The 7,392-nt window shown below is 72.8% G+C and carries 6 protein-coding genes; all 6 read left to right on the top strand.

Features of this window, described 5'->3' with window-relative positions; all coding sequences use genetic code 11:
* The first annotated feature begins 396 nt into the window (after positions 1 to 396).
* A complete protein-coding gene (locus tag ABD317_RS31230) occupies positions 397 to 1,599 on the top strand; it encodes an ROK family protein (protein ID WP_344294307.1) in 1,203 nt (400 codons plus the stop codon).
* Positions 1,600 to 1,624: 25 nt separating this feature from the next.
* Positions 1,625 to 2,449, top strand: a complete 825-nt coding sequence (locus tag ABD317_RS31225) for an ABC transporter permease (RefSeq protein ID WP_344294304.1) — start codon at positions 1,625 to 1,627, stop codon at positions 2,447 to 2,449.
* Positions 2,446 to 3,225 (top strand): ABC transporter ATP-binding protein, encoded by a 780-nt coding sequence (locus ABD317_RS31220; RefSeq protein WP_344294302.1) that lies wholly within the window; start codon positions 2,446 to 2,448, stop codon positions 3,223 to 3,225. The genes ABD317_RS31225 and ABD317_RS31220 overlap by 4 nt, the downstream gene beginning before the upstream one ends.
* A 79-nt stretch (positions 3,226 to 3,304) precedes the next feature.
* Positions 3,305 to 4,291 (top strand): aliphatic sulfonate ABC transporter substrate-binding protein, encoded by a 987-nt coding sequence (locus ABD317_RS31215; protein ID WP_344294300.1) that lies wholly within the window; start codon positions 3,305 to 3,307, stop codon positions 4,289 to 4,291.
* A complete protein-coding gene (locus ABD317_RS31210; RefSeq protein ID WP_344294298.1) occupies positions 4,288 to 5,757 on the top strand; it encodes a sulfatase family protein in 1,470 nt (489 codons plus the stop codon). The genes ABD317_RS31215 and ABD317_RS31210 overlap by 4 nt, the downstream gene beginning before the upstream one ends.
* Positions 5,754 to 7,392 (top strand): family 43 glycosylhydrolase (locus tag ABD317_RS31205; RefSeq protein WP_344294296.1); only part of this gene is annotated, 1,639 nt, incomplete at its 3' end. The genes ABD317_RS31210 and ABD317_RS31205, both read left to right, overlap by 4 nt.

Raw genomic sequence — 7,392 nt, 5'->3', positions numbered from 1 at the left:
CCCGGACGCGGACCCGGCCGCCGCCGCGGCCGGCACGGGTGCCAGCGCCGCCGCCGCTCCCACGGAGCCGGCGCCGGCCAGCAGTGACCGCCGGCCGATGGACGAACCGCTCGCTGAGTGGGTCATCTTCTCTCGTCCTCCCTCGTCGTGCCGCTCGCGCCGGCGGCCCCTGACCTGTCGTCGCGCACAGCATGCGAACGCCCGCAGATTTTCGTCAACAGGTCGGAAAAATAATCCGGTCGGGCCGCACGCGCCCGCGGATCGGCGTCTCCGGGCATCACCGCAGGTCGCGACGGGAGTCATCGTGCGCCGGGCGCAACGGCGTGCTGTGCCGGGAGTCCCGCGGCCGTGCGTTTCTTTTTTCCGACCTGTTGACGAAAAACTCGGGGCGTCCCCATGCTGTCGGCCATGCACCCCTCCGCCGGCCCCCTCTCCCGCCTCCGCCGCGAGCACGAGGAGCTCGTGCTCTCGCTGCTGCGCAAGCACGGCCCCCTCAGCCGCGGCGAACTCGGGACCCGCTGCGGGCTCTCCCGCACCACGCTCTACGACATCGTCGGCGACCTCATCGCCAACGGCGCCGTCGTCGCCGCCGTGCCGCTGGCGGAGGAACGGCGCCGCGGCCGGCCCGTGGAGAAGCTGTCCCTCAACCCCGACGCCGGGCAGGCACTCGGCATCGACTTCGCACGCCGCGCCGTCCACGTCGCCGCCGTCAACGTCGCCCACGAGATCGTCGGCTCCGCCAGCGAGCAGCACGCCCCCGACCTGTCCTGGGAGGAGCGCGTACGGCTCGCGGAACGGCTCGTCGGCACCCTCACCGGCGGCGCGCTGCGCCTCGGCGCGCTGGACGCCGTCGGCGTCGGCGTCGTCGGCCCCATCGGCGCCCCCGGCGACCGCACCGCGGGCGGCCGGCGCCTCGACCACCTCTCCGAACTGCTCCGCAAGAGCTTCGGCGTGCCCGTCCTGCTGGACAACAACACCCGCCTCGCCGCACTCGCCGAGGCCACCTGGGGCGCCGCGGCCGACGACGCCGACGTGCTCTACCTACGGGTCTCGCACGGCGTCGGCGGCGGCCTGGTCGTCGGCGGCTCGCTGCACCGCGGCGCCTTCGGGCTCTCCGGCGAACTCGGCCACGTCACCGCCGTCCCGTCCGGCGCCCCCTGCGAGTGCGGCGGCACCGGCTGCCTGGAGACCGTCGCCTCCGTCGGCGCCGTACTCGACGCCTACCGCGCCGCCGGCGGCCGCGCCGACGACCTCGCCGCCTTCACCGCCGCACTCGCCGCCGGCGACCCCGCGGCCCGTGCGGTCCTCGCCGTGGCCGGCGCCCACATCGGCACCGTGCTCGCCGCCGTCTGCAACGCGATCGGCCCCGGCGTGATCGTCATCGGCGGCGAACTCGCCCGCACCGGCGAGGCCCTCACCGGCCCCGTCGAGAAGGCGCTCGCCGCCCACATCATGCCCGCCTCCCGCGACCGCGTGGTGCTGCGCCCCGCCGCCCTCGGCGCCACCGGCGGCGCGCTGGGCGCCATCGCGCTGGTCCTGCACGAATCCCCGCTGCTCTCCCACTACCCCGCAGAAGCCGATCCCGAGGACGACGCGTGACACGCGTGAGACGAACGAGGTGCGTATGGCCGTGACCACCACATCCCGGAAGACACCCCGGAAGCAGGCCGCCCAGCCGCGCACGCGCCGCACCGAGCGGCGCCGCGGGGTCCACCCCCTCGTGCTCAACTTCATCGCCCTGGTGGCCGGCGTGGCCGTCTGGGCGGTGCTGGCCGCGCTGAACGTCGAGAGCCTGCCCGGGCCGGTCGCCGTGGCGCGGCAGGCCGGCGACCTGATCGCCGACGGCACCCTCGCCGACGACCTGTTCGCCAGCCTGCGCCGCGTCTTCACCGGCTTCGCGCTCGGCACGGCGCTGGCGATCCCCGTCGGCTTCCTCATGGGCTGGTACCCCACGGCCCGCGGGCTGCTGGAGCCGTACATCCAGTTCTTCCGCACCATCCCGCCGCTGGCGCTCATCCCGCTGGCGATCGTGCTGATGGGCATCGGCGAGACGCCGAAGGTCTTCGTCATCTTCCTGGCGGCGTTCCTCTCCTGCGTCGTCGCCGCCTTCCAGGGTGTCGTCGACGTCGACCGCACGCTCATCAACGCCGCCCGGGTGCTCGGCGCCTCCGACCGCGTCATCTTCCTCAAGGTCGTCATCCCCGCGTCGACCCCGTTCATCCTCGTCGGCATGCGCATCGGCCTCGGCGCCGCCTGGGCCACCGTGGTGGCCGCGGAGCTGATCGCCGCCCAGGAGGGCCTGGGCTTCCGCATGCAGCACGCCCAGACCTACTACGACCTCGACACCATCTTCGTGGGACTCATCACCATCGGCGTGCTCGGCCTGGTCATGGACCGGCTGCTGCTGCTCGCCGAGCGGCGTCTCACCGGCTGGCAGGAGCGCAGATGACCGAGAAAATCTCCTTCCGGAACGTCGTGAAGACCTTCCCGATGAAGGGCGCCGACTTCACCGCCCTCGACGGGGTGTCCCTCGACATCGCCGACCGCGAGTTCGTCACGGTCGTCGGTCCCTCCGGCTGCGGCAAGAGCACGCTGCTCAACATGGCCGCCGGGCTGGACGAGCCCACCTCCGGCGAGGTCCTGGTCGACGGCGGCACGGTCACCGGGCCCGGCCCGGAGCGCGGGGTGATCTTCCAGCAGTACGCCCTCTTCCCCTGGCTGACCGTGCGGCAGAACGTCGAGTTCGGGCTGCGGCTCGCCGGCCTGGCGGCGGACGAGCGCCGGGAGCGGTCCGACCACGCCATCGAGCTGGTGGGCCTCACCGACTTCGCCGACGCGCTGCCCAAGACGCTGTCCGGCGGCATGAAGCAGCGCTGCGCCATCGCCCGCGCGTACGCGGTCAACCCCCGGGTGCTGCTGATGGACGAGCCGTTCGGGGCGCTCGACGCGCTGACCCGGGTGCAGCTGCAGGACCAGCTCCTCGACACCTGGAGCCGGGACAAGCGCACCGTCATGTTCATCACCCACGACGTCGACGAGGCGGTGTACCTGGCCAGCCGGGTGGTGGTGATGGCCGCCCGCCCGGGGCGCATCCACCGCGTCGTGGACGTCGCGCTGCCCTACCCCCGTACCGAGGAGATCCGGCTGTCGCCCGAGTTCGGCCGGATACGCAACGAGGTCTGGCACTCCGTCTACCACCAGGGCGCCGCCCCGGCCGCCGCCTGACCCGTACCCGTACCCGTACCCGTACCCGTAAGCCTCCGCAGACTTCAGCCCTCTCCGCACACCGAAAGGACCCTCCGCCATGCGCGCGACCCGTCGCACCCTCGCATTCTCACTCACGGTGGCTCTGTTGTCACTCCCGGTTGCCGCCTGCTCCGACGACGGCGGCGGCGGGGGAGACGGCTCCACGGTCCGCTTCGGCTACATCAACGACTACAACGGGGCCAGCCTGCTGGCCATCGCCGAGAAGCAGGGCCTGTGGGAGAAGGCCGGCCTCGACGCCGAGGTCTCCGTCTTCAACAACGGCCCCATCCAGATCCAGGCCCTCGGCGCCGGCGACCTCGACTTCGGCTACATCGGCCCCGGCGCCATGTGGCTGCCCGCCTCCGGCAAGGCCGACGTCATCGCCGTCAACACCCTCGGCTACGCCGACCGCGTCATCGCCCAGCCCGGCATCACCTCCCTCGCCGGCCTCAAGGGCAAGAAGGTCGGCGTCCCCGAGGGCACCTCCGGCGACATGGCGCTCAACCTCGCCCTCCAGGAGGAGGGGATGTCCATCGACGACGTCGAGAAGGTGCCGATGGACCCCGCGACCATCGTCTCCGCGTTCTCCTCCGGGCAGATCGACGGCGCCGGCCTGTGGTACCCGATGATCGACGAGATCAAGGCCAAGGTCCCCGACCTCGAAGAGGTCGCCAGCACCCGGGACATGGCGGACAGCTACTTCCCCACCGCCTTCGTCGCCGGCACCGACGTCGACCCCGAGCTGTCCACCAAGGTCGTCGGGGTGCTGCAGGAGGCCAACGACTGGCGCTTCGAGAACCCCGGGGAGTCCGTCGCCGAGACCGCCGCGATGCTCAAGCTCGACGAGGAGAAGGTCGAGGCCGACGCCGCCAACCAGGAGGTCCTGGCCACCAAGGACCTCGTCGCCAAGACGAAGGACGGCACCGTCGGCGACTGGCTCGACGAACTCGCCGAGTTCTTCGTCGGCACCGGCCAGCTCCAACAGGCCCCCGACCCGGCGGAGTACTACCTCGGCGATCTCTACACGAAGGCGTCCACCAAGTGAACCTGCTCTTCCTGATGACCGACCAGCACCGCGTCGACACCCTGGGCTGCTACGGCAACCCGCACGTCGCCACCCCCCACCTCGACCGGCTGGCCGCCACCGGCACCCGCTTCGAGCGGTGCTACACCCCCACCGCCATCTGCACCCCGGCCCGGGCCAGCCTGCTGACCGGCCAGGCGCCGTTCCGGCACCGGCTGCTCGCCAACTACGAGCGCAACGTCGGTTATCTGGAGGACCTGCGCCACGACGCGTTCACCTTCCCCGGCGCGCTCGCCGAGCGCGACTACCGGCTCGGGCTGGTCGGCAAGTGGCACGGCGGCACCCACCGCAACGCCGCCTCCTACGGCTTCGAAGGACCCGACCTGCCCGGCTGGCACAACCCCGTCGACCACCCCGACTACCTCGCGTACCTGGCCGAGCGGGACCTGCCGCCGTACCGGATCTCCGAGCCGATCCGCGGCACCACCCCCAACGGCAACCCCGGCAACCTGCTCGCCGCCCGGCTCCACCAGCCGGCCGAGGCCACCTTCGAGCACTACCTCGCCACCCGCGCCATCGAGCAGCTGGAGACGTACGCGGAGACCGGCCGGCCGTTCTTCCTCGCCACCCACTTCTTCGGCCCGCACCTGCCCTACCTGCTGCCCGACGAGTACCACGACATGTACGACCCCGACCTGGTGGACCTGCCCCCGTCGATCGCCGAGACCTTCGAGGGCAAGCCGGCCGTCCAGCGCAACTACAGCGCGCACTGGACCTTCGACACCATCCCCATCGAGGTCACCCGCAAGCTCATCGCCGTCTACTGGGGCTACGTCACGCTCATCGACGAGCAGATCGGCCGCATCCTCACCCGCCTCGACGAGCTGGGCCTCACCGACGGGACCGCGGTGTTCTTCACCGCCGACCACGGCGAGTTCACCGGCGCCCACCGGCTGCACGACAAGGGCCCGGCGATGTACGAGGACATCTACCGCATCCCCGGCATCGTCCGCGTCCCCGGCGCACCGCCGCAGGTCAGGGACGAGTTCGTGACGCTGACCGACTGCACCGCCACCATCCTGGAGCTGGCCGGCTGCGACACCGCGCCCGCCGTCGACAGCCGCAGCCTGCTGCCGCTGGTCCGCGGCGAGCACCCCGAGTGGCCCGCGGAGCTGCTCGCCGAGTTCCACGGCCACCACTTCCCGTACCCGCAGCGCATGATCCGCGACGACCGCTACAAGCTCGTCGTCAACCCCGAGTCGGTCAACGAGCTGTACGACCTCGCCGCCGACCCGCACGAGCTGACCAACCGCTACGCGCACCCCGAAATGCTGCCCGTACGCCGCCGGATGCTGCGCCGGCTCTACGACCTCCTGCGCGAGCGCGGCGACAACTTCTACCACTGGATGACGCCGATGTACGACGTCGGCGCCCTCGACCATGACCCGACCCTCAGCGCATTCGAACCGGAAGGAACCACCGCATGAGACGGACGTGGACACGGACCGCGCTGCTGGTGTGCGCGCTCCTCGCGGGACTGCTGCCGCTGTCGTCGGCGACGGCCGCCGCCCCGGTGCCGGAGCGGAGCGCCGGGCCGGCCGCGGAGCCGGGCGCCGCCCCCGGGACGTACACCAACCCGGTCACCGAAGGCGTCGTCGACACCTTCCCCGACCCCGTGACGATCCGCGGCAAGGACGGCTACTGGTACGCCTACGGCACCATGAACCCCGTCTTCCAGTCCGGCGGTGAGCAGGGCGAGCGGATGCTGCCCATCCTCCGCTCCGCCGACCTGGTGGACTGGGAGTACGCCGGCGAGGTCTTCACCCCGGCCACCCAGCCCGACTGGCACGAGGGCTCCCGGCTGTGGGCCCCCGACATCCGCTACAACGACGGCCGCTACACGCTCTCCTACTCCGTCCCCGGCCGCAACACCGTCGGCGCCGCCACCGCGCCCACCCCGACCGGCCCGTGGACGGACACCGGCCCGGTGCTGCCCAGCCCCAGCGGCTGCCCCACCGGCGGCATCGACCAGGCGCAGTTCACCGACCGGGACGGCAGCACGTACCTGTACTGGGGCAGCTACGACATCCTCTGCGTCGCCGAGATGAACGCCGAGCGCACCCGCATCACCGGCGAGGTGACCCGCGTCGCGCAGGGCCGGCGCATGGAGGGCGCGTTCGTCGTCCGCCGCGACGGCTTCTACTACCTCTTCTACTCCGACGCCGGCTGCTGCGACGGCGCGTACAGCGGCTACCAGGTCAAGGCCGGCCGCTCCACCAGCCCCACCGGCCCCTTCCGCGACGACGAGGGCGTCGACCTGATGGCGCCGACCAGCAAGGGCGCCGTCGTCGTCGGCGCCGGCGGCAACCGCTGGATCGGCCCCGGCCACAACGGGCTGGCCACCGACCTCGCCGGCCAGGACTGGCTGACGTACCACGGCATCCCCGCCGACAACCCCGACCTCGACCGCTTCCCGGGCCTCGACCGCCAGCTCACCCGGCGCCCCATGCTCATGGACCGGCTCGACTGGATCGACGGCTGGCCCGTCGTCCGCGCCGGCGCCGGCCCCTCCGAGGGCCCGCAGCGCGCCCCCGTCACCGACTGGGACGCCGGCGGCACCTTCGCCGGCGGCTCGCTCGACGGCTGGCGCGCCGAGGGCGCGGACACCGGCGGCTGGTCGCCGGCCGACGACGCCGACTCCGGCCCGTACGCCGGCCACCGGGGCGCTGCCGGCCCGGCGTTCCTCGTCACCGACGAGGACGCGCCGCGCGACCTGCGCGCCGAGGCCGACCTCCGGGTCGGGTCCGCCGACGGCGCGGCGGGTCTGACCGTCGGCTACCGCGACCCGCGCAACCACACCACCGTCTGGCTCGACCGGGCCCGCGGCGCGCTGGTCACCGACGTCGTCGTACGGGGCCGCAGCCGCGGCGAGACCGTGACGCCGCTGCCCGCCTCGTACGACTGGGACTCCTGGCACAACGTCACCGCGGAGGTGCGCCGCGGCCGGCTGACCGTCGAGGTCAGCGGCGACCGGCTGCGCGACGCCGTCGCCGCCCAGGAGCGGCGGCTGCCCGGGGCCGCCGCCCGCCCCGGCGGTGGCGTTGTGCCAGGAGGCCCAGGCG

It is taken from the genome of Streptomyces synnematoformans (genome assembly GCF_039531005.1).
Lineage (GTDB): Bacteria > Actinomycetota > Actinomycetes > Streptomycetales > Streptomycetaceae > Streptomyces > Streptomyces synnematoformans.
Note: the sequence above shows the minus strand (reverse complement) of the source record. Positions and strands in the feature narration are given on the sequence as shown.

What these genes read in the sequence shown, in the direction of transcription:
- ABD317_RS31230 (WP_344294307.1), top strand. Translation starts at nt 397, where the DNA reads ATGCTGTCGGCCATGCACCCCTCCGCCGGCCCCCTCTCCCGCCTCCGC.
- ABD317_RS31225 (WP_344294304.1), top strand. Translation starts at nt 1,625, where the DNA reads ATGGCCGTGACCACCACATCCCGGAAGACACCCCGGAAGCAGGCCGCC.
- ABD317_RS31220 (WP_344294302.1), top strand. Translation starts at nt 2,446, where the DNA reads ATGACCGAGAAAATCTCCTTCCGGAACGTCGTGAAGACCTTCCCGATG.
- ABD317_RS31215 (WP_344294300.1), top strand. Translation starts at nt 3,305, where the DNA reads ATGCGCGCGACCCGTCGCACCCTCGCATTCTCACTCACGGTGGCTCTG.